This is a genomic window from Roseateles sp. GW821-FHT09H10, from assembly GCF_059415865.1.
In genome coordinates this window covers 118,143-143,422 of the sequence record NZ_JBWKOB010000007.1, presented here as the reverse complement: position 1 = coordinate 143,422, position 25,280 = coordinate 118,143, and the positions used below count along the sequence as shown (strand labels likewise).

Here is a 25,280-nt window from a genome sequence, read left to right as displayed (position 1 = left end):
GTCAGAGCCCCAGGGTAAGCGCCAGCTGCCAGAGGCCGGCGGGCGCGGTGTTGTCGAGCTGCAGCGGCGCGGGGATGCCGAAGCGGCCCAGGGCCAGCGCATAGCGCTCGCACAGGGCCGGGTCGCCGATGAGGGCCAGGCGTGCGGGCGCGTTGGCCTTCAGTTCGTGGGCGATCTCGTGGCCGATCAGCAGGCCGGAGAGGTAGTCGGGCAGGTCCGCGGGTGGCAGGCGCTTGAACAGGCCCAGCGTGCGCACCGCAAAGAGTTGATGCCCCAGGGCGCCGTCCTCGCGCGCAGCGTCCACGCCGGCCAGGAAGGCCTGAGGGGAGGGCGGGGCGCTGCCATCGGCCGGCATCAGGCGGGACAGCACGGAATGCTGGCGCAGCAGCGCGTACAGCTCGCCCGTCATGTGGGTGGCGAAACCCGTCACCCGGCCGGCCTCGACACGGGCCCATTTGGAGTGCGTGCCGGGCAGCACCAGGCAGGATTGAGCAGCCAGTTCGGGACGCAAGGCGAGGGCGCCGACGATCTGGGTCTCCTCGCCGCGCATGACGTCGGGTTGGGCGCCGTCGTGCATCAGGCCGGGCAGGATCCAGAGCTTGTCGCTGACCTGCAGGGCCGCACCGGCGAGCGCGGTGGCATCGGCCGGGCAGGGCGCGTACGCCGCCTCGCGCCAGCCATGCTGGCTGCCGACCATGCCGCAGGCCAGCAGAGGCAGGGCGGGCCAGCCTTCCACGATGGCTGCGAGCGCCTGAACAAAAGCAGGTTCACCCGACAAGGTCGAGGCGCCCTGCTCCGATTGCCGCGTTTGCAGCACGGCACCGTCGGCCCCGAGCAGGAAGGCGCGCAGCCGCGTGCTGCCCCAGTCCAGCGCGATGAGTCTTGCGTTCATCACCATTCCGCGACGCTGCCGTCGGCATGGCGCCAGAGCGGGTTGCGCCAGTCGGGCGCGACCTTGCTGGCCGCGATGACCTTCTCTTCGTCGACCACCACGCCCAGGCCCGGCTTGGTCAGCGGCTTCATATAGCCGTCCTCGATGTGGAAGTCTTCCTTGTTCACCACATAGTCGAGCAGCTCGCCGCCCTGGTTGTAGTGGATGCCCATGCTCTGTTCCTGCAGCACGGCGTTGTGCGAGACGAAGTCGACATGCAAGCAGGCCGCCAGCGCGATCGGGCCCAGCGGGCAATGCGGCGCCAGGGCCACGTCATAGGCCTCGGCCATGGAGGCGATCTTCATGCACTCGGTGATGCCGCCAGCATGCGAGAGGTCGGGCTGCACGATGGACAGGCCGCCGGCCTGGAAGACGCGCTTGAACTCGAAGCGCGAATACATGCGCTCGCCGGCCGCCAGCGGGATGGCCGTGTGCTCGGCCAGGCGGGCATAGGTCTCGTCCTGCTCGGCCAGCACCGGCTCCTCGACGAACAGCGGGCGGTAGGGCTCCAGCGCCTTCAGCATCACCTTGGCCATGGGCGCGCCGATGCGGCCGTGGAAGTCGATGCCGAACTCGATGTCGTGACCGAAGGCCGCGCGGATCTCGGCGATGCGGGCCACGGCCTCATCCACCTTGCGGGCGCTGTCGATGAGGCCCATCTCCTCGGAGCCGTTCATCTTGAAGGTGTCGAAGCCGCCTTCGCGCAGCCGCTTGATGTCGCGGATGACGTCGGCCGGCCGGTCGCCGCCGACCCAGGAATAGACCTTGATCTTGTCGCGCACCAGGCCGCCCAGCAGCTCGTGGACGGGGGCGTTCAGTACCTTACCCTTGATGTCCCACAGCGCCTGGTCAATGCCGGCAATGGCACTCATCAGGATGGCGCCGCCGCGGTAGAAGCCGCCGCGGTACATGACCTGCCAGAGGTCGTTGATGCGAGACGGGTCCTGGCCGATCAGATAGGGCTCGAACTCGTGGACGGCGGCTTCGACGCTGCGGGCCTTGCCCTCGATGACGGGCTCGCCCCAGCCGCTGATGCCGGCGTCGGTGTCGATCTTCAGGAACATCCACCGCGGCGCGAGGCGGTAGGTCGTCAGCTTGGTGATTCGCATGGGCCGTGTCTGCTACAGGAACGGCCGTCAGCTTAGGAGGGGCTGCTAGTTCTGAAATATCGATTCTTTGCCATGAGCTATATGACTTTCATATGCATCAATGGCGGCGCCAAAAAACAAAAGGGCTGCAAAGCAGCCCCCTCGGTCGGTGTGTTGCGCTCAGCCGCGCTTGGAGGTGACGTCAGCCAGTTGAGCGATGACGGCCACGGTGGACAGCGTCAGGATCACGATCAGCAGTTCCATTTCTTTCCCTTTCTTCGTTGTTGACGGCTCGAATCTTAGGGTTTTTACCAGGAGTTGCAAGGGTTAACCCTATGCATTGCTGGCATGGAACGATGCGGTACCGGCGCGAACGAGGCACTGCGATTCATTGCGATGGGATTTTTCCACGGTCGGTGTCACCGTCACTGCTGGCGGACGCCAGATGGTGGGGCTCATCTCGTGACTGTGTGCGGGGTCGCACCGACGGCAGCACTGCTCTGGCTGAGGATCCAGGCCAACCTCCCCACTCAATGGTGTCAAGCATGCACTTCGAACACGATCTCGCTTCTCTCCAGCAACGCATTGCCAAGGCTGAAAGGTCACGGGATGCGTGGCGCGCCGCAGGCGTGATGGGCGAAGAGCACTATCTGGAGGCGTGCACCACCATCAGTGCGCTGACGCTGCAAATGGACCAGCTCTACGAAACCCAGCCCGGCATCGCCGTTCGCCTGCCCAGCCCCAGCGCCGGGTACCGCTGAGCAGCGAGTCTTGCGCTGTGGGCTGCTGACAGGCCATTGCTGAATAGACCCCAAGAAACTGTCGGACCCCGCTCGTTGAACCGCTTGTGCCCTCTGCTGCTGAAGGCTCGGTAGCGGCCGCACGCGACCTGGGCTTCGCAACACCGACTGGCTGCTCGCTCTGTCCATGGTGCCGACCATGCTTGGAGCGTGGATCGGGGTGTCGACCGGCCTGATGAACGGGATGGGCGCGGGCATGAGCGCCATCGTCTTCCTCGTGGGCGCCTTCGGCCTCGTGTTCGCCGTCGAGAAGACAAGGAACTCTGCGGCCGGCGTGCCGGTGCTGTTGGCGTTCACCGTCTTTATGGAACTCCAACTGCAGCAAGCGTGCAATGGGTTGGGTTGCGATTGCCGTGGGCCGCCTGCCCAGACCTGCTCGATGTGCGCTGCCGGACAGACAGCATGAGCCCGCGACCTCAGAGTCAGTTGCACAGCGCGCTGGGCGGGGATCCCGCCAGGGCACTGGGTCGCCGGCTTGGCCGGCGTTGCCGCAACAGCGGCCTACCCGAGGAGCCCACATGAACCCGACTCGTTCTCACCATGCCATCCCCGCCGCCCGCGGCCCCCTGACCGGGATGATTGCTGCGCTGTCAGTTGCCCTGATTCTCGTGGCATGTGCTTCGACGCCTAAAGCGCCGCCTCAGCTTGCCTTGGCTGTGTCAGCCGTCCAACGTGCCAGCACGCCCAGCACGGTTGCAGATGCGCCAGCGCAGTTGCGCGTTGCCACCGACAAGCTCATCGCAGCACAGGCTGCCGTTGCCGCAGGCGACACGGACCGTGCGCGCATGCTGTCCGAGCAGGCTGAGATCGACGCTCGTGTCGCTGAACTGCATGCCGAAGGAGTGCGCTCAGGCAGGGCGGCCAAGGAGTCGCAAGACGCCGGCCGCGCGCTTGCCGAAGAGATCCAACGCAAGACCGTGCGTTGAAAGCACCTCCACCTACCCAGAAAGACACACCATGAACATCCGAATCCATTCATTGCCCGCCCGAACGCTGCTCACCTCAGCGATCGCCTCTGGTCTGGCGCTGCTGGTGGCCTGCTCGTCCACGCCGATCCACAACAGCCAGTTGGAACAGGCGCGCGCCCGGTTGAACGCTGCGCAAGGGCAACCCACGACCGTGGCGATGGCCGTGGATGAACTGGCGCGAGCGCGCGAATCGCTTCGCCGCGCCGATGCAGCCCTCGTCAACGGTGAACCCGTTGGCCAGGTCAACCACCTGTCCTACATGGCGCTCCAGCAAGTGGTCATTGCCGAAGAAACGGCGCTCAGCCGAAACGCCCAGTTGGTGGTCGCCGGCGCTGGTGCGGAGCGTGACCGCATGCGCCTGGAGCTTCGCACCCGCGAAGCGGACATGGCGCAAGCTCAGAAGACCGTGGCCGAGCAGGCAAGCGCTGCGAAGTCCGCGCAGCTGGTTCAGGCTGAGGCCAACACGCTGGCGGAGCGAGAACGTGTCGCGCGGCGCGACTCCAAGGTGAGCGATCTGCAGTCGCAGCTGCGCGAGATGAATGCGCGACAGACGGACCGCGGCATGGTGGTCACCTTGGGTGATCTGCTGTTCGACACGGGTGAGTCGCGGCTTCGCCCCGCAGGCCAGCGCAATATGAACCAGCTCGCCGAGTTCATGATGCGCAACCCCGAGCGCCATGCCTCCATCGAAGGCTACACGGACAGCGTCGGCAGCGCGGATTCCAACCAGGCGCTGTCGAACCGCCGGGCGCATTCCGTGATGGCGGCACTGGTCCGTCTGGGCGTGTCCGGCGAGCAGCTCAGCACCCAAGCCTTCGGCGAGGAAAGCCCTGTGGCGAGCAACGACACACAAGCAGGGCGGCAAATGAACCGACGCGTTGAAGTCGTGTTCGCCCGGCAAAACGGCGATCTTGTCCGGAAGTAGGGCACGTCTGCAGGGGTCGACCCTGGGCATCGTCCGGATCGATCTCCACCTGCCTTGCGTGAAATCACAGGCAGGGCGTGTCTTGACACCGGTCAAGTCCCTGCAGGGAGGCCTGCGGCGCCGCAGCACGAGATCAGCGTGGAAGGCAACACGGCCACGCTGCGCGGCATTGCACGTGAACTGACACGTTGCTGCCGCAGCTCGCCGACTGACTGGTCTTCCCGAACCAAGTTTCAGAGATCGTGCAGCAGCGCGACCAGGTTGACCAGCTGTAGCAAGGTCGCTGGTGGAGCGTCGAGTTGGGCCAGGCCAGAGATGTAGTCGGAGCTTGCGCTGGCTACCAGCGCCGGACGCCGCTGGATCTGAGCCGGCCTGAGTGCCGCCACCTCGGACACGGCATCAACGACCAGGCCGACCGTGCGGCCAGCGACGTTCACGATCACTGTCACGGTGTTGTGATCGCGCCCGTCCGCAAGTCCCAGGCGACGACGCAGATCCACGACCGGCATGATGACGCCGCGCAGGTTCAGAACGCCCAGAAGATGGTTGGCGGACTGAGCGATCCGGGTCGGCTCCTCGAAATGTCGGATTTCCTGCACCGCCAGGATGTCAATGCCATAGTGTTCCGGGCCGAGGCGAAAGGTCAGGACCTGGTTCGCCACGGCGTCGGCTGAGCCGACGGCGGCCTGTTCTGGGATAGAAAGAGCTGTCATGGGACGTCCTTGGTGACGGGGCGACTGGCTGCCTTCACGCGGCTTCGCCAGGCAACTTGAAGCGCGCGACCTCGGCGGCAAGATCCTTGGCCTGGTCCCTGAGCGCCGACGCTGCTGCCGCGGTCTGCTCCACCATGGCTGCGTTCTGCTGGGTGGCCCGGTCGAGTTCCTGGACCGCGCTGCCAACCTGGCCGATGCCCTGATTCTGTTCATCCGACCCCACGGAAATCTGCGCAAGCAGCGTGTTGATGTGGTCGGCGGACTTCACGATGTCCGAGATCGCCGATCCGGCCTCGCGCACGATGCCCGTGCCGCTTTCGACCTTCTCGACGCTGGTCGAGATGAGGGTTTTGATCTCACGGGCGGCGCCGGCCGAGCGCTGGGCCAGGGCCCGCACCTCGGACGCCACGACGGCGAAGCCGCGTCCCTGCTCGCCGGCACGGGCGGCCTCAACGGCCGCGTTGAGGGCCAGGATGTTGGTCTGGAAGGCGATGCCGTCGATGACGCTGATGATGTCGCTGATCCTCTTGGAGGATGCCTGGATGTCCTCCATGGTCAGGACCATCGACTGGATCACCTCGCCGCCACGGCCTGCAATGCTGGCGTTGTGCGAGGCGATGCGCGTGGCCTCCTGGGTGTGATCGGTCGTCTGCCTCACGGTGGCGCCGATCTCTTCCATGGCTGCGGCCGACTGCTGCAGGTTGGCGGCGGTTTGCTCGGTGCGGGCGGAGAGGTCGTTGGAGCCGTCCGCGATTTCGGTGCTGGCGTCGACGATGCCGTCGGACGCGGCGCGCACCTTGAGGACCATCTGGCGCAGGCTGTGCTGCATGTTGGCGAGCAACAGCATGAGGTCTGCCGCTTCATCGCGTCCCCAGGGGCGGGGCGAGGTCGTCAGGTCGCCGTCGGTCATGGCGGTGAGATGGCGGCTGACTTCCTGCAGGCCGCCATTCATGACCAGGAAGAAGGCGTAGAAGAGGTAGCCGGCGATCAGAAGCGATGCCGCCGTGGTGATCAGGACGATGTTGCGCGTCGAGACAGTGCCGTCGATCCGGGCTTGGACCAGTTCGCCGAGCATCTTGTTCGAACGAGCGCCCAAGGAGCGCAGTGAGTCCACGGCGGCCTGACCAGGCTTGGACAGTTCTTGGACGTCGGCCTTGAACTCGTCGCCGAACCAGGATTGGGCCGAAGCTTCGTAGAAGCTGCGTGCGGCGGTTGCTGCTTCCTCGGCGTGAAGTTGACGGCGCACGTCGGCATTGGCTTCGCCAGCCCGTTGGGCTGCCTGGGTGATGGCCACGATCCTCTCCTTGCCGGCATACCACACGCCATAGAGCTCGTGCAGCTGCGCAGGGGCGGTCGTGCCGCGACGGGCCGCCGACCCGGCCATGGCGCGAGAGCGGGAGACCGACTCGATGACATCTGTGATGGCATCCGTCGACATGCTCATCAGGTAGTAGGTGTCCTGATCCGGGTCAAGGGTCAGGTTGGAACGGTCCAGCACCACGGTCCTGAAGTCCTCCAAGGCGTCTATGTAGGCCTGCAGCGGCACTTCCAAGGCGTCAATGCCGTTCTGCGTTGACACCGACCTCAAGGCCTGCTGCTGCTGCTCAAGCTTGGCCATTTCGGCGCGGACGTCCAGACCATGCGGAAGGCTGTCCACGATCACCCGTACCTCCGACTGCTGCTTGGCAATGGCCTCCCAGTCGATCGCTGCGGCGGCGCCGGACAGCAGCAGGCGGCGCTGCTTTTGTGCCTCGATCAACCAGGGCTCCACCTTGGCAACGACCGCCACGCCAGCCAGTTCGTGGCGGGCGAAGTCGATGGCTGCCTGGCCATCGCGCAGGAACACCCCGGCAAGGATGACCAGCGGTACCAGGAACGCCAGCGAAATCAGGCCGGCCTTGGATGCGAACTTGAGTCTGCGGAACAACCGCACGCCGACGGCCCAAGGACCGTGGTGGACGAAGTAGCCGCGGCGGGGCGACGCCTTCCCCCTCAGGCCTTGGCGAGGTGAATCAGCATCGAGGTCGAGGGTGTGCATGGGGAAGGTCCTTCGGGGTATATCCGCCGGTCGCAGCGGCGACGGCGTCTTCATTACAGGGGCCCGCTGAGGCGTCTCATTTGCGAAAGATCAAGCGGGGCAGGTCAGTCTTGGAGGCGGAATTCATCCGGAAGGCGCGCTGTGATTTGCATCACAGTGCGCCCATCCGCGTGCTGGCCGTCATCAAGAATTGAAATCGATGGTAATTGATACAAATGATATTTGTAACTTGAGACCTTGGGCGCCGTGACTTTTCAACGGTGCTGGCAACTCGCCGACCGAACGGAAATCGGCTCGAACGCCTTGCGCCACGACGCCTACCAGAGGGAACGCCCATCCATATTGATCTGGATCAATGAACGCCTGTCTGCGACCTGTCGTCCTGTGCGCCACTGCCGGCGGCTTTCCGGGGCGGATTGGTGGTCGGGCGAGAAGTTGTTCCGGATGTCGACGGAAGCGGATGCCTCAGGCATAGACGGTAAATTTGATACATATGACACTTGCGTCATTGCAATCGAAATCCAACTGCCATGAAGAAGATCCTGATCGTCGAAGACCACGCGGACATCCGCCGCCTGATCCGCATGACGCTGGAGTTCGAGGACTACGACATCCGCGAGGCGCCCAACGGCGAAGTCGCACTGGCAATGGCCGAGGAGCTGCAACCCGACCTGATCCTGCTGGACGTGATGATGCCGGGCGCCCTCAGCGGGCTGGACGTCTGCCGCCGGCTGCGCGGCGATGCAAAGGCCGGCCATGGCGCCCGCATCATCATGTTGAGCGCACGAGGCCAGGCCAGCGATCGCGAGGCCGGCCTGCAGGCCGGGGCGGACACCTATCTGGTCAAGCCCTTCAGCCCACTGCAGTTGATCGACTGCATCGCCCAGCTCTGGGTCTGCGCCTGAGGAGGCTTCATGTTGACCCCGACCGACACCCCCTGCGCCGACCGCAGCTTCGACGATGCCGCCGCCGCGCAGATGGAGCGCATCGTGGTGGACCTGCGCCGCATGTACCTGGAGCGCAACGAGGCGCTGCGCGAAGTCACACGCGCTCATCACGAGGCCTTGCTCCGCTTGGCGCTGGCGGCAGACTTCCGCGACGACGACACCGGCGTGCACATGGTGCGCATCGGCTATCTGGCCGAGTCCCTGGCCCTGGCCCTCGGACAGCCCGCAGCGTTTGCGCGCACGCTGCGTCGAGCCGCACCCATGCACGATGTCGGCAAGATCGGCATTCCCGACATCATCCTGAAGAAGCCCGGCGGCTTCACGCCTGACGAAAGGCTCTCGATGAACCGGCACGCCGAGATCGGTGCCGACATCCTGGGCCGCTCGCGCGTGCCCCTCTTCCAGCTGGCGGCCGAAGTGGCGCTGACGCACCATGAGCGCTGGGACGGGGGCGGCTACCCGCGCGGCCTGGCCGGCGAGGCCATTCCGTTGTCGGGCCGCATCGTCGCGGTCGTGGACTTCTTCGACGCGTTGACGATGGATCGCTGCTATCGCAAGGCCTTCACGGACGACGTGGCGCTGGACATGCTCATCAAGCAGCGCGGCGCCGCCTTCGACCCGTGGGTGGTCGATGCCTTCCTGGACGATGCCGCTGTTCTCATCGAGCTGCGCGAGACCATCAATCGCCAGCCGCCCAGCTTCGAGGAACTGGCCGAGCAGGACTGACGGCCCCATCCAGCAAGAACCGCCATGACCATGCTCCTCAAATTGACCATTGCCCTGGCCGGGTTGGTACTCGCCGCGGCACCGGCGCAGGCCCAGACCCTCGAGCGCCTGCGCGCCAGCGGCAAGCTGCATGTGTGCATCTGGCCCGACTACTACGGCGTGACCTACCGCAACCCGCGCACCCGCCAGCTCGGCGGGATCGACATCGACCTGTCCGCCGAGCTGGCCCGTGAGCTGGGCGTCGGCATCGAGTACGTCGAATCCTCCTTCCCCCAGCTGGCGGCTGACGTCAACGCCGGCCGCTGCGATGTGGCGATGTTCGCCGTCGGCATCCTGCCCAGCCGCAAGGAGCAACTGGCCTTCACCGAGCCCTATCTGCAAAGCGACATCTACGGCGTCACCACCCGGTCCAGCCGCACCGTGCGCAGCTGGGCCGACATCGACCAGCCCGGCGTCGTCGTCGCGGTGCAGGCCGGGACCTTCATGGAGCCTGTCATGCGCGACGCGCTCAAGCAGGCCCGCATGACCGTCGTCCGCCCGCCCGCCACGCGCGAGCAGGAGCTCGAGGCCGGCCGTGTCGATGTCTTCATGACTGACTACCCCTACAGCCGTCGCCTGCTGGACAACGCCGACTGGGCCCGCCTCGTCGCGCCGCCCAAGCCCTTCTTCGTGCTGCCCTATGGCTACGCCGTGAAGCGGGGCGATGCGCGCTGGCTGGCCCGGCTGGACGAATTCGTCGTCGCCATCAAGCGCGACGGCCGGCTGCTCGCCGCCGCCAAGCGCTATGGGCTGGCGGACATCGTCGTGGCGCGCTAGCGCATGCCGCGCCACCCAAGGACATCGCCGCCGAGTGGGGGCTACCCCATGCTTGGCCGCGCGCGCATCCTTGCCAAGGTACTGGCCGCCATGCTGGCCCTGGCCGTTGTCGCGGCGCTGTCGGCACTGGCGGAGTACGAGCGCCGCGAGACCTTGAACAATGCCCAGGACCGCGCCGAGCTGATCGCGCGCACGCTGGAGGACCACGTCACTCGCACGGTGGAGTCGGCGTCGCTGATCCTGCAGACGCTTGCAGAGGGCATCGCCCAGCAACCCTCCGCGCAGCCGCAGCGACTGCAACCTTTGCTGGGCCAGAGCCTGCTCAGCAGCCTGCCCTTCCTGCGCGGCGCCGCGGTGCTGGACGAAGACGGGGTGGTGCTGGCGAGTTCCGCCGTCGCCGAGCAGGGGCTGCGCATCGACTTGGGCAGGCTCGGCCCGCTGCCTCAGGACGGCAAGGATGCCTTGCTGGCGCTGCGGCCTGGCCGCAGCCTGGCCGACCTCGCGACGGGCGCCAAGGCGCCGCGGGCGGCCGGCGTGGGCATGCTGCCGCTGCTGCGCGCGCTGCGTGGCCCTGGCGGGCGACGCCTGCTGCTGGTTGCGCTGATCAACCCGGGCGCGCTGGCCAATTTCCAGCAGGTGGCCCTGTCGGATGAGGGCGGCGTGGCGCTGCTCAGCAATTGGGATGGCCGGCTGGTGGCGGCCAACGACGAGCTGGCGCTGGAGCCGGGCGGTCAGATCCAGGGGCACCCGGTGTTCCAGAGCTGGCTGCCCGCCCGCGAGCATGGCGAGTACATCGGCAGCGGTGCGCAACCTGGGCCGCAGGTCGTGGCCTACCGTGCTTCGCGCTCACGCCCCTTGGTCGTCGTCGTCGAGCTGGCGCAACAGATGGTGCTGCGGACCTGGCGCGAACGCGTGCGCTGGCTCGGAGCGGTCGGCCTGCTGGCCCTGCTCGCCATTGCAGGTGGTGGCTGGGCGCTGCTGCGCGAGATGAATGCCCGCGAGAAGGCCCGCACGGCGCTGGACGGGGCGCATGGCCAGGTGGCGCTGCGCGAGCGCGAGCTCAGCGTGCTGCTCAAGAGCGTTCAGGAACTGATCTTCCGCACCGATGCCAGCGGCGCCATCAGTTTCGTCAACGCGCGCTGGGCGGCGATCAGCGACGAGAGCGTCGATCAGGCCAAGGGCAAGCGGCTGCAGGACCTGGTCGCTGCGGCGGATCAGCGGCGTACGGCGGATCTTTTCCAGCTGGACGACCGCAGCGGGGTGCGCCAGGCACAGGTCTGCATTCCCGCCCGGGATGGCAAGCCCCGCCATTTCCTGCTCGCGGTCGTGCCGCTGTACGGCGAGGGTCGCATCGTGGGCTTTGCCGGCAGCGCCATGGACGTCAGCGAGCGCGTCGCGTCCGACCAGCAGTTGCAACATCAACTCGCCTTCACGGCCCTGCTGCTGGAGCTCAGCCCGTTGCCGGTGTCGATGTTCGATGCCTCGGGCTGCTACGTCATGGTGAATCAGGCTTGGGAAGACTTTCTTGGCAGAACACGGGCAGAGGTTGTCGGGAGCCCGGTCGGGGCCAATCTGCCTTCCGAAGAGGCGGAGCTGCATGCCCAGCAGGATGCAAGGCTGCTCGCCTACGGCGGCAAGGTGCGCTACGAGACGCGTGTGCAGCACCGCGACGGTTCGCACCGCGACATGGTGGTCACCAAGGTGCTGGTGCCTGGGGATGCGACAGGCCCCGCGGGCATCCTGTGCACCTTGATGGACGTCAGCGAATTCCGTGACGCCGAGCGCGCCACCCGCGAGGCGAGCGATGCGGCCGAAGAGGCCTCACGCGCCAAGTCGGAGTTCGTCGCCAACATCAGCCACGAGTTGCGCACGCCCCTGCAGGCCATCCTCGGCTTCTCGGAGCTGGGCTTCACGCGCGGCCGCGACACGCCCAAGCTGGCCGGCATGTTCTCCGACATCCACAGCTCCGGCCAGCGCATGCTGGCCCTGGTGAACGACCTGCTGGACGTCTCCAAGATCGAGAGCGCCGTGGGCACCTTCCATCTGGAGCGTTGCGACCTGCGGGGGCTGGTGCAATCGGTGCTGCGCGAGCTGGATCCGCTGCTGGGCAAACGGCGTTTGCGCCTGTCTATGCGCATGGCCGAAGAGCCCATGGTGGGCAAGGTCGACCCGTCGCGCATCCACCAGGCCATCCGCAACGTCGTCGCCAATGCGATCAAGTTCTCGCCCGACGGAGCGGAGCTGCGCATCGAGTGCGCCGGCACGCCCCAGGACGAAGTGATGATTGCGGTCGCAGACCGTGGGCCTGGCATCCCGCCAGCCGAACTGGAATCCATCTTCGAGGCCTTCGTGCAATCGAGCCATACCAAGGACGGTTCCGGCGGCACGGGCCTGGGCCTGGCCATCTGCCGCAAGATCGTCGAGATCCACGGCGGCCGCATCACGGCCGAGAATCGCGCCGGTGGAGGGGCGCTGTTCCGCATCTTCCTGCCCCAGCGCCTGCCTGGAGACTCGCAACTGCATACCTCCTACTGAAGCCGTCGCACTCAGGCTTGCCGCATGCTTGCATGCTGATTCGCCCGGCACTGAATAGGTGCAAGAATGCCCTCATCAACATAACGCTTCAGCCGTGCCGACGCTGTGATCAACCAGCACGTTGCCGTCGTCGATGACGAATCGGCCATCACCGAGTTGCTCGCCAATTACCTGGCCGGCCACGGCTTTCGCACGACGCAACTGCGCTCCGGCCGGGAACTCATGGAGCTGATGGCCAGCGACCCGCCGCTGCTGGTGCTGCTCGACCTGGGCCTTCCTGGAGAAGACGGCTTCGCGATCGCACGGCAGCTGCGCGAGCGTTGGCGTTGCGGCCTGGTCATCATCACTGGGCGCGGGGACTCCGTCGACAAGATCGTCGGCCTGGAGATCGGCGCGGACGACTACGTCACCAAACCTTTCGACCTGCGCGAGCTGGTGGCGCGGATGAAGGCGGTGCTGCGGCGCATCGAGCCCGTCGTTGCTGCTGCCGCGAGCGCGCCGGCAGGCAGCGCCGGCCTGGGCTTTCTCGGCTGGCGGCTCGACCTGGCGGCCCGCCGCCTGGATGACCCGCGCGGCATGGAGGTGAGGCTCACCACCGGCGAGTTCGAGCTGCTGGCGACCCTGATCCAGCATGCCGGCCGCGTGCTGTCGCGCGACTTCCTGCTGGAGCAGACCCGGGGCCGCGACGCCGCGCCCTTCGATCGCACCATCGACGTGCAGGTCGGGCGGCTGCGCAAGAAGCTGGAGGTCGACGCCGAGAACCCCCAGATCATCAAGTCGGTGCGGGGGGCGGGCTACATCTTCGTGCCACCGGTGGAACCGGTCCGCTAGATGGACGCCGCCCCGACCAGCCCGGCGCGGGCCGTCGACGACCTCACGGTCTACCGCTCGCTGTTCTCGGCCTATCCCGACGCGCTCTTGCTCGTGGATGCGGCCGGCAGCATCGTGCTGGCCAATCCTGCCGCGACCGCGCTGCTGGGCTATGCCACGGAAGAGCTGGTCGGCCTGAGCGTGGACGAGCTGGTGCCCGACAGCATCCGGCCGCGGCACGCGTCCTATCGCCACGCCTATGCCCACGCACCGCGTTCGCGGCCCATGGGCACGCAAATGGAGCTGGTGGCCAAGCGCCGCGACGGCAGCGAGGTCATGGTGGAGATCGCCCTCAGCCCCCTGCAGGACCATGGGCTGCCGTTCGTGGTGGCGGCCATCCGCGACATTGGCGGCTATCCGCGCGTCAAGCAGGCCTTGCAGCGGGCGCGCTACAGCGAGCATCTGGCGCAGCTGGGGCGTCTGGCCGCGGACGGGCGCGATCCGCAACTGCTGCTGCAGCAGGTGCCCACCATCGCCGCCGAGGCGCTGGAGGTCGAGATGGCCCTCGTGCTGCTGCTGGAGCGCAACCGGCTCGAGTTGCGAGTCGCCGGCGGGGTGGGGCTGATCGCCGGCGAGGCGGTCGGTGCCATCGTGCCCAATCGTGGCGACACGCCGCTGGGCTTCGTGCTGGCCCAGGGGCAATCGGTCGTGGTCGAGGACTTTCGCGATGAACGGCGCTTTGCGGTGCCGCCGGCCTATCTCGAAGCCGGCTTGGTCAGCGCGCTGGCGGTGCCGCTGCTGGACCGCGGGCGCGTCATTGGCGCGCTGAAGGTGCGTTCCCGCCAGTCGAAGCGGTTCGGCGACGATGAGCAGCGCTTCCTGCAGGCGCTGGCCAGCCTGCTGGCCACCTGCCTGCAGCGCGCCCAGAGCGAGGAGGCCCTCAACCACGCCCAGCGCCTGGAGAGCGTGGGGCAGCTCACGGGGGGCATTGCCCACGACTTCAACAACCTGCTCACCGTCATCCAGGGCAATCTGCAGGTGCTGGAGGAGCTGCCGTTGCTGTCGGGCGAGGAATACGCCCAGCAGCTCGTCGGCGCGGCCACACGCGCCTCCAAGCGCGGCGCGGAGCTGACGAGCAAGCTGCTGGCGTTCTCGCGCCGCCAGGTGCTGCAGCCCGACGCCGTCGACGTGGGGGCCATGCTGCTGTCGCTGGCGGACATGCTGCGCCGCACGCTCGACCAGCGCATCGCCATCGAGGTCGACATCGCTCAGGGCTGCCCGAGCGTGCTGGCCGACCCGGGGCAGCTGGAGTCGGCCCTGCTGAACATCGCCATCAACGCGCGTGATGCCATGCCCGACGGCGGCTCGCTGCGCTTCAGTGCAGGCCTGGCGGGCAGCCTGCCAGCCGACGTGCGGCGCGAGATCGACGACGTCAGCGCCCAGGACGAGCGCTTTGTGCGCATCGCCATCTCGGACAACGGGTCCGGCATGCCCGAAGAAGTCAAGGAGAGGGCCTTCGAACCCTTCTTCACGACCAAGCAGGCCGGACGCGGCACGGGCCTGGGCCTGAGCACCGTCTACGGTTTCGTCAAGCAGTCGCGCGGCGCGGTGTCCATCGACTCGGCGCCCGGCGTCGGCACGACGATCTCGCTCTACCTGCCGCGGCCCTGGGGCGATCAGCCGGCAGGCGATGCAGTGGCGCAGGCCGCGGACACCGTGCCTGCGGGCCTGAAAGTCCTGATGGTCGAGGACGATGCCGAGGTGCGCTCGGTGGCACGGCGTTTCCTCGATACCCTGGGCTGCGAGGTCACGGTCTGTGCCAGCGCCGAGCAGGCCCTGCTGCTGCTGACGCCCGATTCGCGCTTCGAACTGCTGTTGACCGACATTGCGCTGGGCCCCGGCATGCGCGGTACCGAACTGGCGCGGCTGGCGCAGCAGAGGCTGCCGCAGCTGGCCATCCTGCTGATGTCGGGCTTCTCGGCTGAACTGCTGGACGCCGATCGCGATTCGCCGCCGAGCTGGGAGCTGCTGCCCAAGCCCTACTCACGGTCCGAGCTGGCACAGGCGATTGCGCGCGCCCTGGCCGCTTAGGCCGCGGCCAGCCGGGCGGCACGCCTCAGGCCGACCGCGTCGGGTTGGATGCGTGCGGCGGAACTGCGCTCCAGCCGGAAGACGCGCAAGGCGGCACTCACCTCCTCGCACTGGGCCAGCACCTGCTGCGCAGAGCCGGCGAGCTCTTCCACCAGGCCCGCGTTCTGCTGGGTGAAGCCGTCCATCTGCTGGATGACCTCATGCATCTGCGAGATGCCCAGCAACTGCTCCTGGGCGCCACGGTCGATGTCGCCGATCAGGGTGGTGAAGCTCTCCACCGCCTTCAGCGTCGTGTCGATGCTCGATCGCGCGCTGTCCGTCTGTCGTTCGGCGGCCTGCACCTGCTCGGTGGAAGCCAGGATGAGCTGCTTGATCTCGCGGGCCGCGGTGGAGCTGCGCTGGGCCAGGGCGCGCACTTCGCTGGCCACGACCGCGAAACCGCGGCCATGCTCGCCCGCGCGGGCCGATTCGACGGCCGCATTGAGGGCCAGGATGTTGGTCTGGAAGGCGATGCTGTCGATGACCTGGATGATGTCCGCGATCTTCTGAGAGGAGTTCGCAATGCCGCTCATGGTCTCGGTGACCGAGTGCACCACCTGAGCGCTCGCGCGGGAAACGCCGCTGAGCTCCGTGGCCACGCCATTGGCCAGGTGAGTGGTGTCGGTGCTCTGGCGCACAGTCGCCGTGATCTGCTCCATGCTGGCCGCAGCCTCCTCCAGGCTGGCGGCCTGCGATTCGGTGCGCTGGGCCAGATCGCGGTTGCCCTGGGCGATCTCGCGGCTGACGCGGTTCATCTGGTCCAACTCGGCGCGCGTGTCGGAGACCAGCGAGCGGATGTTGACCGCCAGTTGAGCCAGGGCCTGCTCGAGCCCACGGCTCTGGCGGTCGCCGCTGGGCGCCAGGGTGTGGCTGAGGTCACCGGCGGCGAGCTGGTTGGCATAGCGCTCGACATGCATGAGGCCACGGCTGAGCTTCTGTTGAGTCATGGCCGCCGCAACGGATGCGGCCAGGACGACGCCGCAGGCCGCCACCCAGGTCCCCTGGCTCGCCAGCAGCAAGCCCAGCGCGCCCACGGCGCCATAGCTCGGCGCCAGGCCCAGCCAGGGCTGAGAGGCGAGGGCACGGCCCAGACGCCCGCGCCAGCCGCGGCGCTGCACCTGGCCACGGTGCAGGCTGTGGACCAGCCGGCCCGCCTGCTGTTCGTCGCGCATCTGCGCATAGAGCCGCTCGGCCGCGTCGATCTGGGCTCGGCTGGGTGCCGAGCGCACCGACAGGAAGGCGATGGGCTGGCCGTTCTCCACCAGCGGCGTGACATTGGCCAGCACCCAGTAGTGGTCGCCATCCTTGCGGCGGTTCTTCACCAGCCCGGACCAGGGCTGGCCGGCGGAGATCGTGGCCCACAGGTCGCGAAACGCCTCCGGCGGCATGTCGGGGTGCCGGATCATGTTGTGGGGCTGGCCGAGCAACTCGTCGCGCGAATAGCCGCTGGCGTCCACGAAGGCCGCGTTGCAATGCAGGATGCGGCCCTTCAGGTCGGTGGTCGAGACGAGGTTGCGGTCGGCCGGAACCGGGTATTCGCGATCAGTGACTGGCAGATTGGTGCGCATGGAAGTCTCCCTGCCGCAACGGCGGCGATGCTGGTGAAAGAGGGGTTGATGAAAGGCCGGGGTGGTCAGCAAACGGGTGCCAGGTCCGCTTCGGCGGCCAGCCTTCGCTGCAGCGCCTCGGGCGTGTCCGGCCGGCCGAAGTGGTAGCCCTGCATCTCGTCGCAGCCCTGGCGCCGCAGGTGCTCGCGCTGGGCGGCGGTCTCCACGCCCTCGGCCACGACCCGCAGCCGCAGGCGGTGGGCCAGGCCGATGACGGCGTCGACGAGGGCCTCGCCGTCGGGCTGTTCGCCGATGCGGCACACAAAGGACTGGTCGATCTTCAGCGCGTCGATCGGGAACTGCTGCAGATAGGCCAGGCTGGAATAGCCGGTGCCGAAGTCGTCCAGCGACACCTTGACGCCCAGGTCACGCAGCCGCTGCAGCATCAGCGTTCCCGCCTGTGGGTTGCTGATGAGCATCCCCTCGGTCAGCTCCAGCTCGAGGCAGCGGGCCGGCACGCCGTGCTGTTCCAGGGCCTGGGCCACGACGGCGTCGAGGTCGCCCGCGGCGAACTGCCGCGCGGCCACGTTGACGGCGATGGGCACCACCGGCAGGCCGGCATCCATCCAGGTCCGGATCTGCCGGCAGGCGGTGTCGATGACCCAGGCGCCGATGGCGAGGATGAGGCTGCTGTGCTCGGCCAGCGGAATGAAATCGCCGGGAGACACCAGGCCGACCCCGGTCCGGTTCCAGCGCAGCAGGGCTTCGGCGGCGACGGTCTCGCCGCTGTGGGCGTCCACCTTGGGCTGGTAGTGCAGCAGCAGCTCGTCGCGCTCGACGGCGCGGCTCAGCGCGGCTTCCAGGTCGAGCTTGGCCATGGCCTTGCCGTTCATGTCGTCGGTGTAGAAGCAGCAGCGGTTCCGGCCCAAGTCCTTGGCGCGGTACAGCGCGGTGTCGGCGTCGCGCAGCAATTCCACGGCCGAAGCGCTGCCGTCGTCCGGGAAGGTGCTGATGCCGATGCTGGCCGTCAGATAGGCGTCCTGGCCGCAGGACAGGGCGATGGGCGCTGCGACCGTGGCCAGCAGGTCGCCGGCCAGGGTGGCGATGCGGTCGGCGCCCGACCCGCCGTCGAGGATGACGAGGAACTCGTCGCCGCCGAGCCGACCCAGGAAATCGGTGTGGCGCAGGCGCTTCTTCAGCCGCTCGGCGACGCAGACCAGCAGTTCATCGCCGGCCGGATGGCCCAGGCTGTCGTTGACGGTCTTGAAGCCGTCGAGGTCGAGCACCATGACGACCGCCCGGCTCTCGTGGCGGCTGGCCTTGAGCAAGACCTGCTCGAGATGGCTCTGCAGCAGCATGCGGTTGGGCAGGCGCGTCAGCGGGTCGTGGTGGGCCAGCCAGTCGGCCTGGGCCTCGCTGTCCCGGAGGCGGCTGATGTCGGTGAACACGCCCACGTAGTGCGTGACGCCGCCGTCGTCCTCGCGCACGGCGCTGATGGTGAGCCATTCGAGGTAGATCTCGCCGGACTTGCGGCGGTTCCAGATCTCGCCTTGCCAATGGCCGGTCTGGGTCATCGACGCCCACATCTCCTCGTAGAAGGCCTTGTCGTGCCGGCCGGAGTGCAGCAACTGCATGCTGGCGCCGACCGCCTCGGTGCTGGCGTAGCCGGTGATGGTGGTGAATGCCCGGTTGACCAACTGGATATGGCCCAGCGGGTCGGTGATGACGACGCCGTCGCGGATGTCCTCGAAGACCGTCGACCACTGGCGCATGCGTTGCTGCAGGTCGCGCCGCTCCGTGATGTCGCTGGAGATGCCGTAGACGCCGATGGTGCGACCCTCAGCGTCCACGAGCCGACCCTTGTTGCAGGCGTAGACCCGCTCGCGGCCGGCCATGGTCAACCGAGTCTCGACGCAGACGGGCCTGTCCGAGCGCAGCACGGCGGTGTCGTCTTCGAGCAGACGTCGCACCTGGTCAGCCGGGAAGAGGCCGGCCAAGTCTGCGCCGATCAGTTGCTCCGGGGTGCGGCCCAGCGCCTTGCACAGCTCGCGGTTCACGAACAGGTAGCGGCCCTGCAGGTCCTTGGCAAAGATGGCATCGGTCGAACTGTTGGCGATCGCTTCGGCGATCTTCCAGGCCCGCTCCTTGTCCTGATGGGCTGCCGCCATGCGCGAGGCCGCCTGCAGTTCGCGGCGCTGCATGGCGCCGTAGATGACCGCCCCGGCCGCCAGCACGGCCAGGATGTTGACGATGGCCAGGGTGGCGGCGCCGGACATGGCGTCGCCCTGCAGCAGGCTGGGAGGCGCCTGCATGGCGACATACCAGGCCGAGCCACGGACCGGAGCGGCCACGGCGGCCTGGGCCTCGTTGCCACCGCCCAGGCCGTCCAGCACCGTGCCGGCCAGGGAAGGGGTGCTGGCCAAGACGGCCAGCGAGGTGGCCGCGGGGTCTCGTGGCCCGGCGAGAGGCACGCTCGAACCGTCCGCGCCAATCGCCAGCAGGCCTTGGCTGGCAGGGCGGAAGAACAGGGTTGCCGGGGTGTCGATGGCGGAGCCCGCCTGCAATTGGGGGAGCAAGGTGCGGTGCGGCGCTGTGCGCAACAGCAGCACGGTCTCGGGCCGGCCATCGGTGCCGGGCAGCGGCACGTACAGGTCGAACTGCAGGCTGTCAGGCTCGCCCGCCTGGGCGTGGAAGTCGCTGCTGGACACCAGGCCGCGCTGCATCGCCTCGCGGGCGCCCGCCGACGTCGCCGAGTCCAGCATCCGTGCGCGGCCGTCCGGCGCCAGCAGCACCTGGCCCCGTTCGTCCAGCAGCAGCGTGTCGGCATAGCGCGAGGAGGCGAGCAGCAGGAGCAGCTGCCGGCGCATATCGGCGGTCAGCGCTTCGTCCGGATTGCGACGCCAGCGCTGCACGCCGGCGCGCAGCTGCGGGTCGGTGGTGAGCTGCCGGGCTTCGTCGGTGCGCCTTTCGACCCAGCCTTGCACCATGTCCGCCTTGAGGCCGGCCTCGCGGCGCAGATGCTCCACCTGCTGCTCGTAGGATTTGTGGGTCGAGCTGGCGTAGCTGACCAGGCTGGCGAGTACCACCGTCGCCGACAGCAGGGCGAACACCCAGAGCAGGTTGCCCGAGCCGCTGGGGTGCGCCGCGGCGGTGCGGGTCTGGCGGCCGCGCGCCGCCGCGAAGTAGATCAGCCCGCTGGTCGCCAGCACGAAGGCCAGGCCCTTGCCCTGGCTGACGGCCGTCAGCGTCGCGACGTCGGAGGCCACGGCCTGCAGCAGCTTGTCCGACAGGATGATCCATGTCAGGCTGAAGGCCGCGTAGGCGGCCGCGAGTCCCTGTGGGGTTTGCGGCACAAGGCGGCGCAGTGAAGTCGCCTGGTGGCTGGCGTATTGGCCTTCGGGCGCCGGGTTCAGTGAAGTTGCGCTTGGATCTTGATGCTGTGCATTCATGGCTTCTCCCTGGATCGCTGCGTCGCCTTCGATGGGCGCTCTGCTCAGTGCAGGCCGGCTGCTGCGGGGCGGCCGCTGAAGCTGCCCAGGGCATGGAAGTCGGGGATGCAGATATCGCGGCGGCTCTTCTCGTTGAAGGCGATCAGGCGGGCCCGGGCCAGCCTCGACAGCACCCGGCTGACCGTCTCCAGCGTCAGGCCGAGGTAGTTGCCGATCTCGGCGCGGGTCAGGCGCAGGCTGATCTGGTCGGTGCGCAGGCCGCGCATGGCCAGGGAGCCGGCCCAGTCGTGCAGGAAGGTCGCGACCCGCGCATCCGCCGGCAGTGTGCAAAGCGCCGTCTTGGCCTCGCGGTCGCGCATGATTTCGCTGCTCATGGCTTCGTGCAACAGGGCCATCAGGCGCGGCTGCTCGGCGCAGGCCCGCAGCAGTGCGTCATAGCGCAGGGTCCAGACTTCGGCCGTGTCCATGGCGATCGCGTCACAGGCATAGCTGCCCTTGGCGATGCCGCCGAAGCCCAGCCAGTCGCCACGGAACTTCAGTCCGACGATCTGCTCGTCGCCGCTCTCGGACACGCTGAGCAGCTTGAAGCAACCGGAGTTCAGCACGTGCAGATGCTCGAAGCGCTCGCCATTGCGGTACAGCAGGTCGCCAGCGTGCACGATGCGGCGCGTGGGGCTCAGCGCGTCCTGCAGCAGCTTCAGTCCATCGGCGATGCGCTGGACCTGCGAGGGCGCTGCGCTGGACCCGTCGGGCGTGCGCGGCGCCGTGATGTCGGCGCGTTGGAAGGCAGGGTGTGAAGTCGTGTGCATCTCGGGCTCCGGTGAAGCTGGCTTGATGCAAACGATGCTAGGCAGCGCCGGCCAACCCGATGCCAACGGCAGGCGCCAGTCGGTCGCACTGCGTAACACTCGGTAAACGGGCCGTGACGGCGCTTCACAACACCAAGCCAGATCCGGCGGGGTTGACCTGGGTCAATGTCGGCGCATGACGCGTCGATACGCTTGCGCTCAATGTGTTCAAAAGCCCGTCAAGGCGCCACAAGCGCCGAGTTTTCCAGCCCTGAGGACGCAGCCGCGCTGGTCCGGCAGGCACAGACGCTCTCCAAGCTCGGCGACAGTGCACTCAAGCTGTTGCAGGGCAAGAAGTTCGCGTTCGTGTCGCCGCGCGGGGGCGCGGAGGGCGAGGGCGAGTTCCTGCGTGCCGCCACCACGCTGGGAGCGCATGTGTCCCGTGTCCAGCTGGGGCTCGACGAGAACAGCAGTGCGCAGCAGATCGCCGCCACGGCCCGGATGCTGGCCAGGCTTTACGACGCCGTCGAATGCCAGCATCTCCCGGCCACGCTGGTGGGCCAGATCGCGAAGAGCAGCACCATTCCCGTCTTCGCCGGCCTGGCGACCGAGGATCATCCGACGGCGGCGCTGGTCGATGTCCTTGGCGTCGACGCGCCGCCCGCCGTGCGGCGCCGCGCCATCCTTCAGGCGGCCCTGCTGCTCAGCGTTCGCTGAAGCGGCAGGCATCTGCGCGAAGGTCTTGATCCATCGCAAGGCCAGGGGGCGAGCGCCGAGCTAGGGTGGCACCATGACCTCTCAAAAGCGCCATGTCCTGTTGATCCTCGGCCATCCCGACGCGGACGGCGGCCACCTCTGCCACGCGCTGGCCGATGCCTATGCGCAAGGGGCGCGCCAGGCCGGCCACGAGGTTCGGCGCGTGGATGTCGCCCAGCTTGACTTTCCGCTGCTGCGCAGCAAGCAGGACTGGGAGCAGGGCGCGGTGCCGCCAGCGCTGCGGCCTGCCCAGGAGGACATCCAGTGGGCCGATCACGTCGCGCTGTTCTTCCCGCTGTGGCTGGGCGACATGCCGGCCCTGCTCAAGGCCTTCCTCGAACAGGTGGCGCGCCCCGGCTTCGCGGTCGGCAAGGCCGGCCCCGATTCGATGGGCGTCAAGTTGCTGAAGGGCCGTTCGGCCCGGGTTGTCGTGACCATGGGCATGCCGGCCCTGGTCTATCGCTGGTACTTCCGGGCGCACAGCGTCAAATCGCTGGAGCGCAACATCCTCGGATTCGTCGGCTTCGCGCCCGTGCGAGAGACCCTGGTCGGCATGGTGGAGGGATTGAAGGATGCCGATGCCGCCCAATGGCTGGCGCGCATGCGCCGCGCCGGCGAGCGCGCCGACTGAGCCGCAGGTCAACGCGCCACCGCGCGGCTCGCGACGAGGGTTTCCGAGGGCTGCATGCCATCGGGCCGGATGTCGAAGCCCATGGGCTTGAGCAGGTTCAGCATGGCGCTGTTCTCGCGCAGGACATAGCCGACCAGGCGCTCGGTGCCGCGCGACGCGGCGTAGTCCAGCAAGGCCTGCATCAGCAGTCGCCCGATACCCTGCCCCTTGAGGTCGCTGCGCACGAGCAGGGCGAACTCCGCATTGATGTTGTCGGGGTCGCGCACCAGGCGGGCCACGCCCAGCGTGGCCGGGCTGCCCGGGGCCTGCTCGTCGACGATGAGCAGGGCCATCTCACGCTCGTAGTCGATCTGCGTCATGCGGGCCAGATCGTCGTGCGTCAGCGCGTGTGGCGCCTGGAAGAAGCGCATGCGCAGGTCTTCAGGGGTGCAGGCCTCCAGGAATTCGCGGTGCAGCGCCTCGTCTTCGGGGCGGATCGGTCGCATGACCAAGGTATTGCCTCGCCAGTACAGGGGGCGAATCAGTTCGGCCGGGTAGGGGCGCACCGCAAACCGCGCCATCCCCGAGGGGGCGGTGGAGGACAGGCGGACGCGCGCATCCAGCGCGACGACGCCACGCTCGTCGGCCAGCAGCGGGTTGATGTCCAGTTCGGCCATTTCCGGCAGGTCGGCCAGCATCTGCGCGACGGCGATCAGCGTGTCGCACAGCGCATCGAGATGGGCCGGCGGGCGGCCGCGGTAGCCCGCCAGCAATCGGGCCACCCGGGTGCGCTCCACCAGCTCGCGTGCCAGCGTGCGATTCAGCGGCGGCAGTGCCACCGCCCGGTCGCCCAGCACTTCCGTCGCAATGCCGCCCTGGCCGAACAACAGCACCGGGCCGAAGATGGCGTCGACATGGGCGCCCAGGATCAGTTCCTGGGCATGGGGACGCCGCACCATGGCCTGCACGCTGAAACCCTCGACCGGGGCCTCGGGGCGCGTGAGCTGCAGGTGGGCCAGCATGTCTTGCGCCGCGGCCAGCACGGCATCCTCGTCCCGCAGGTCCAGGCGCACGCCGCCGGCATCCGACTTGTGCAGGATGGCGCTGGACACCACCTTCAGCACCACCGGTCCGTCGATGCGGCGAGCCGCCTGCGCGGCAGCCTGGGGCGACGCGGCGGCTCGGAATGTGGGCACCACGGGAATGCCATAGGTGGCCAGCAAGGCCTTGGCCTGGACCTCATCCAGCCATTCCTTGCCCGCCGCGATCGCAGCTTCGATGATGCCGCGCGCCTTGGTGCGGTCCGGCTCAGCCTGCTTGCTGGCGCTCGGGGTCTGGCGCAGCGTGGCCTGGTTGCGCCGGTAGGTCTGCATCAGCGAGAAGGCCCGCACCGCATCCTCGGGCGTCTCGTAGCCGGCGATGCCAGCCGCCTCGAAGATGCGACGCGCCGCCGCGACGCTGTGGCCGCCCATCCAGCAGCTCAGCACGCGGCCGCTGTGCTCGTCCATCAACGGGGCGCAGGCGCGGGCGATGGTCTCGCTGGGCACGATGGCTGTGGGCGCATGCACGAACAGCACGGCGCCGGCCTCAGGCGCTTCGAACAAGGCCTTGAGCGTGTCCACATAGCGCTGCGCTGGCGCATCGCCGATGATGTCGATGGGGTTGCCATGCGACCAGCTGGCCGGCAGCACGGCGTTGAGCCGCTGCATCAGGGCCGGACCCGGCCGCGCCAGCGCGACGCCCAGCGAGGAAGCCGCATCGGCCACCATCACGCCGGCTCCGCCGCCATTGGTCATCACGATCAGCTCGCGGCTGGGGTTGTCGCGAAAGCGCGCCAGCGTTTGCGCGGCAATGAAGAGATCTTGCAGCGTGTCCACGCGCAGCATGCCGGCCCGGCGTATGGCTGCGTCGAAGACGAAGTCTTCGCCCGCCAGCGCCCCGGTATGCGAGGCGGCTGCCTGCATGCCTGCCGGTGCGCGGCCGGCCTTGACGACGATGACCGGTTTGGTGCGCGCGGCGGCGCGCGCGGCCGACATGAACTTGCGCGGCGAGTTGATGGACTCGATATAGAGCAGGATGGCGCGCGTGCGTCGGTCCGCCGCCAGGTGGTCCAGCAGGTCGCCGAAGTCGACGTCCATGTGCTCGCCCAGGGAGATCAGGTGGGAGAAGCCGATCTGTTCGGCGTTCGCCCAGTCCAGCACGGCCGTCAGCAGGGCGCCCGACTGCGACACCAGCGCCAGCTCGCCAGGCAGGGCGCTGGCCTGGGTGAAGCTGGCGTTCAGGCCCAGGTGGGGGCTGAGCAGGCCGATGCAGTTGGGCCCCAGCAGCCGCAGCGTGTGTGGCCGCGCGGCGTCCAGCGCAGCCTGTTTCTGCTGCGTCGTGAGGCCGGCGGTCACGACGATGGCCGCCCGCGTGCCGAAAGCGCCGAGCTGCTCGACCAGGGGTGCGATGGTGTCTGCTGGCGTGCACAGCACGGCCAGTTCCGGCACGAAGGGCAATTCGGCGACTTCGGCGAAGCATCGCGCGCCGTCGAGCTCCTTGAGCCTCGGGTTCACGGGGGCGAGGGCGCCCTTGAAACCGGCACCGAGCAGATTGCGCCAGACGGTGGTGCCGACCCGGCCGGGCCGGTCCGACGCACCGAAGACGGCGACGGACTCGGGCGCGAGCAGGCGTTCGAGATGGCGTTGCGTCATGGGGTGTCTT

General features: G+C 68.0%; 20 protein-coding genes and 1 pseudogene. 12 read left to right on the top strand and 9 right to left on the bottom strand.

The genetic code is table 11. The features are described from left to right. Position 1 precedes the first annotated feature (1 nt). The 3 genes from AC07OY_RS26665 to AC07OY_RS26655 all read right to left on the bottom strand — a co-directional run bounded on the left by AC07OY_RS26665 (position 2) and on the right by AC07OY_RS26655 (position 2,343). Positions 2–892 carry a 2-dehydro-3-deoxygalactonokinase gene (locus tag AC07OY_RS26665; RefSeq protein WP_495045626.1) on the bottom strand — a complete coding sequence of 297 codons (891 nt, stop codon included), beginning with the start codon at positions 890–892 and terminating at the stop codon, positions 2–4. After that, positions 892–2,040 carry a galactonate dehydratase gene (gene dgoD, locus AC07OY_RS26660; RefSeq protein WP_495045625.1) on the bottom strand — a complete coding sequence of 383 codons (1,149 nt, stop codon included), beginning with the start codon at positions 2,038–2,040 and terminating at the stop codon, positions 892–894. Before dgoD ends, AC07OY_RS26665 begins: the two co-directional genes overlap by 1 nt. Before the next feature lie 159 nt (positions 2,041–2,199). Further along, a complete protein-coding gene (locus AC07OY_RS26655) occupies positions 2,200–2,343 on the bottom strand; it encodes a hypothetical protein (RefSeq protein WP_495045624.1) in 144 nt (47 codons plus the stop codon). A 221-nt stretch (positions 2,344–2,564) separates the two neighbouring features. On the opposite strand from AC07OY_RS26655, the gene AC07OY_RS26650 reads away from it, so the two are divergent. The 4 genes and pseudogenes from AC07OY_RS26650 (at position 2,565) to AC07OY_RS26635 (ending at position 4,712) form a co-directional block, all read left to right on the top strand. Beyond that, positions 2,565–2,780: a hypothetical protein gene (locus tag AC07OY_RS26650; protein ID WP_495045623.1), complete on the top strand. Its 216-nt coding sequence runs from the start codon at positions 2,565–2,567 to the stop codon at positions 2,778–2,780. A gap of 133 nt (positions 2,781–2,913) precedes the next feature. Continuing rightward, positions 2,914–3,144, top strand: a pseudogene (locus AC07OY_RS26645) (Bax inhibitor-1 family protein); the annotation flags it as partial. A gap of 193 nt (positions 3,145–3,337) precedes the next feature. Continuing rightward, positions 3,338–3,745, top strand: coding sequence for a DUF4398 domain-containing protein (locus AC07OY_RS26640; protein WP_495045622.1), 408 nt, complete (start codon positions 3,338–3,340; stop codon positions 3,743–3,745). A gap of 31 nt (positions 3,746–3,776) precedes the next feature. After that, positions 3,777–4,712, top strand: coding sequence for an OmpA family protein (locus AC07OY_RS26635; RefSeq protein ID WP_495045621.1), 936 nt, complete (start codon positions 3,777–3,779; stop codon positions 4,710–4,712). A gap of 233 nt (positions 4,713–4,945) precedes the next feature. Here the strand turns inward: AC07OY_RS26635 and AC07OY_RS26630 are convergent, their stop codons facing one another. Further along, positions 4,946–5,425, bottom strand: a complete 480-nt coding sequence (locus AC07OY_RS26630) for a chemotaxis protein CheW (RefSeq protein ID WP_495045620.1) — start codon at positions 5,423–5,425, stop codon at positions 4,946–4,948. Positions 5,426–5,459: 34 nt separating this feature from the next. Next, a complete protein-coding gene (locus AC07OY_RS26625) occupies positions 5,460–7,463 on the bottom strand; it encodes a methyl-accepting chemotaxis protein (protein ID WP_495045619.1) in 2,004 nt (667 codons plus the stop codon). A gap of 530 nt (positions 7,464–7,993) precedes the next feature. Here AC07OY_RS26625 and AC07OY_RS26620 point away from each other — a divergent pair. The 6 genes from AC07OY_RS26620 to AC07OY_RS26595 all read left to right on the top strand — a co-directional run bounded on the left by AC07OY_RS26620 (position 7,994) and on the right by AC07OY_RS26595 (position 15,388). Next, positions 7,994–8,368, top strand: coding sequence for a response regulator transcription factor (locus AC07OY_RS26620; RefSeq protein ID WP_495045618.1), 375 nt, complete (start codon positions 7,994–7,996; stop codon positions 8,366–8,368). A 9-nt stretch (positions 8,369–8,377) separates the two neighbouring features. Continuing rightward, a complete protein-coding gene (locus tag AC07OY_RS26615) occupies positions 8,378–9,136 on the top strand; it encodes an HD-GYP domain-containing protein (RefSeq protein WP_495045617.1) in 759 nt (252 codons plus the stop codon). Positions 9,137–9,160: 24 nt separating this feature from the next. After that, positions 9,161–9,952: a substrate-binding periplasmic protein gene (locus tag AC07OY_RS26610; protein WP_495045616.1), complete on the top strand. Its 792-nt coding sequence runs from the start codon at positions 9,161–9,163 to the stop codon at positions 9,950–9,952. 48 nt (positions 9,953–10,000) lie between these two features. After that, positions 10,001–12,487 carry a sensor histidine kinase gene (locus AC07OY_RS26605; protein ID WP_495045615.1) on the top strand — a complete coding sequence of 829 codons (2,487 nt, stop codon included), beginning with the start codon at positions 10,001–10,003 and terminating at the stop codon, positions 12,485–12,487. A gap of 105 nt (positions 12,488–12,592) precedes the next feature. Beyond that, positions 12,593–13,318: a winged helix-turn-helix domain-containing protein gene (locus AC07OY_RS26600; protein WP_495045614.1), complete on the top strand. Its 726-nt coding sequence runs from the start codon at positions 12,593–12,595 to the stop codon at positions 13,316–13,318. After that, entirely contained in the window at positions 13,319–15,388 is a 2,070-nt protein-coding gene (locus tag AC07OY_RS26595) for a PAS domain S-box protein (protein ID WP_495045613.1), read from the top strand. Here the strand turns inward: AC07OY_RS26595 and AC07OY_RS26590 are convergent. The 3 genes from AC07OY_RS26590 to AC07OY_RS26580 form a co-directional block, all read right to left on the bottom strand. Continuing rightward, positions 15,385–16,995, bottom strand: a complete 1,611-nt coding sequence (locus tag AC07OY_RS26590; RefSeq protein WP_495045612.1) for a methyl-accepting chemotaxis protein — start codon at positions 16,993–16,995, stop codon at positions 15,385–15,387. The genes AC07OY_RS26595 and AC07OY_RS26590 overlap by 4 nt on opposite strands. A gap of 65 nt (positions 16,996–17,060) precedes the next feature. Next, positions 17,061–20,423 carry a putative bifunctional diguanylate cyclase/phosphodiesterase gene (locus AC07OY_RS26585; RefSeq protein WP_495045611.1) on the bottom strand — a complete coding sequence of 1,121 codons (3,363 nt, stop codon included), beginning with the start codon at positions 20,421–20,423 and terminating at the stop codon, positions 17,061–17,063. A 44-nt stretch (positions 20,424–20,467) separates the two neighbouring features. Continuing rightward, the gene (locus tag AC07OY_RS26580) at positions 20,468–21,232 is read right to left on the bottom strand and encodes a Crp/Fnr family transcriptional regulator (protein WP_495045610.1); all 765 of its coding nucleotides are present in this window, start codon (positions 21,230–21,232) and stop codon (positions 20,468–20,470) included. Positions 21,233–21,433: 201 nt separating this feature from the next. Here AC07OY_RS26580 and AC07OY_RS26575 point away from each other — a divergent pair, with 201 nt between their 5' ends. Further along, entirely contained in the window at positions 21,434–21,928 is a 495-nt protein-coding gene (locus tag AC07OY_RS26575) for an ornithine carbamoyltransferase (RefSeq protein WP_495045609.1), read from the top strand. Positions 21,929–22,001: 73 nt separating this feature from the next. Then, on the top strand, positions 22,002–22,598 hold the full coding sequence (locus AC07OY_RS26570; RefSeq protein WP_495045608.1) for an NAD(P)H-dependent oxidoreductase: 597 nt from the start codon (positions 22,002–22,004) through the stop codon (positions 22,596–22,598). Between the two features lie 8 nt (positions 22,599–22,606). Here AC07OY_RS26570 and AC07OY_RS26565 read toward each other — a convergent pair whose 3' ends face one another. Further along, positions 22,607–25,270, bottom strand: a complete 2,664-nt coding sequence (locus AC07OY_RS26565) for a bifunctional acetate--CoA ligase family protein/GNAT family N-acetyltransferase (protein ID WP_495045607.1) — start codon at positions 25,268–25,270, stop codon at positions 22,607–22,609. Positions 25,271–25,280 lie beyond the last annotated feature (10 nt).